The following is a 916-nucleotide window of genomic DNA, read 5'->3' on the forward strand; positions in this document are numbered from 1 at the left end:
GGGTCCGGGGTGAGCGCGGCGGAGGCGGCGCGGCGGGCGGGATTCCGGCCGGTGGTGCCTGCGGAGCTGGGCGCTCCCGATGTGATCTCGGTGGCCGCGGCCCCGGCGGGACGGTGGGTGGTGAGCCTCTGCTGGCGGGGCACCGACGGGCGGACGGTCCGCCTTGACGAGTTCCCCTCGCAACTGGACGTGGGCTTCTCCAAACAGGTCTCGCAGATGCCCGAGTGGCCGGCCCTGGCGGACGGCTCCACCGGTCTCTGGTTCGCGCAACCCCATGTGCTGCGACTGCGCCTGGCCGACGCGCAGGGCCGCTGGGTCCCGGTCGCGCGCCCTGCGGGCCCGACGCTGCTGTGGACGCGGGGCACGACGATGACGCTGCGACTGGAAGGGATCGACTCCTCTGACCGCGCGGTGGCCATCGCCAACTCGGCCCGCTGAAAGGGGAACCTGGGCGGCTCGGGCGGTGTACCAGAAGTGACGCGGGGCGGAAGGACCGTACCGGCGTCGGCTGGGGGAGAGCATGCGACTGCTTCGACAGGCACGACGACTGGCCGCACTGGCAGTGCTGCTGACACTGAGTTGGACCTTCGCGCCGAGCGCGGTGGCCGGGGGTCCGACGAGCGTCCTGATCGTCTCGCCGGAGAGCGCGAGGACGGCGTCGCTTTATTACGCGGACAAGGACTACGAGACGCTGACGGAGCTGCTGGCCGCCCCGGGCAGCGGTGGCGGGATGACGGAACCGCCGTCTCTGGGCGCGGCGATGGAGGCGCGCCGGATCAATGTGACGTGGATGGCCCATGACGTCTCGCCCTGGCGCCTGGACCAGGTATACGTCCGGCCGGGCAGCGACACGGTCTGGATACACACCTCGGACATCGCCCCCTCCTTCCTCACGGGCAGCTGGCACGAGGCGGCG

2 pseudogenes are annotated in these 916 nt (G+C 71.8%); both read left to right on the forward strand.

The features are described 5' to 3' along the window. Nucleotides 1-438 (forward strand): annotated as a pseudogene (locus tag J0695_RS37485) (hypothetical protein); the annotation flags it as partial. A gap of 82 nt (nt 439-520) precedes the next feature. Next, nucleotides 521-916: pseudogene (locus J0695_RS37490) on the forward strand (hypothetical protein); the annotation flags it as partial.

This window comes from Streptomyces beijiangensis, from assembly GCF_017315755.1.
Classification (GTDB): domain Bacteria; phylum Actinomycetota; class Actinomycetes; order Streptomycetales; family Streptomycetaceae; genus Streptomyces; species Streptomyces beijiangensis.